At 62.6% G+C, this 911-nt stretch carries 1 protein-coding gene and 1 pseudogene; both read right to left on the bottom strand.

What is annotated here, in order from left to right:
- Positions 1 to 565: proton-conducting transporter transmembrane domain-containing protein (locus tag QT222_RS00505; RefSeq protein ID WP_491475947.1), on the bottom strand; the 565-nt coding region annotated here is incomplete at its 3' end.
- Positions 565 to 911 (bottom strand): annotated as a pseudogene (locus tag QT222_RS00500) (oxidoreductase); the annotation flags it as partial. The gene QT222_RS00505 and the pseudogene QT222_RS00500, both read right to left, overlap by 1 nt.

Below are 911 nucleotides of genomic sequence, written 5' to 3'. Positions count from 1 at the left end.
GGCTGATCCCGAACGCGACCGCCGCCGACGACAGCGCGCCGATGAGGAAGTACGTCAGACCGGCTTCGATGCTGCCGCGGTTCTTCTTGAGGAACGCGACGAGCGCGTACGACGGCAGCGACGCCAGTTCGAGACTGACGAAGACGGTCGCAAGCGAGTTCGACATCGCCATGAGCGTCATACCCGTGGTGGCGAACAGTACGAGCGAGTAGAACTCACCCTGGTAGCGCCGGCCAGCGAGGTAGTCGTACGAGGCGACAGAAACCATCGCGGCGACGCTCGTGAAGATGAGCGTGAAGAACAGGCTCATCCCGTCGACGACGAGCGCGTCGCCGTACAGGGTGATTGCGCCGCCTGTAGACTCCATGCCGGTTCCCTGTGTGAGGAACCAACCGGCGATACCGCCAGCAGTGAGCGACCCGAGCGTCGCCGTCCCGGCGAGGAGACCGTTGCTCGACGTGTCCGGGTCGATGGTGTCGATGAGCAGCAAGACGAGACCCGTCACCGCAAGCACGATGGCGGGTGCCGTCGCCGTCCATTCGGGGACGGTTTGGAGGAGCGTCATTAGAACGCACCTCCCAGTTCGAGAATCGGATTAACCGCGTCCTGAATCATGGTGAAGAAGATGTCGGGCGAGACGCCGAGCACGATGGTCAGAAGTAAGAGCACCGCGAGGGGCGCAACGTCGTGGAACGGCGCCTTGGTGATCTCGTAGTCGCCGTCGAACTTGAAGGGTCCGAACAGCGTCCGCTGCATCGCAAACAGCAGGTAGCCCGCGACGATGACGATACCGAACATCGCCGCACCGGTAAACAGCGGCATCGCCTCCATCACCGTGGACTCGAACGCGCCCTTGAAGATGAAGAACTCAGCCGCGAAGCCGGCCATGAGCGGAAGTCCCATGTAACCGA

The organism is Haloferax sp. s1 (genome assembly GCF_058382125.1).
This window is presented reverse-complemented; position numbering and strand designations above follow the sequence as displayed.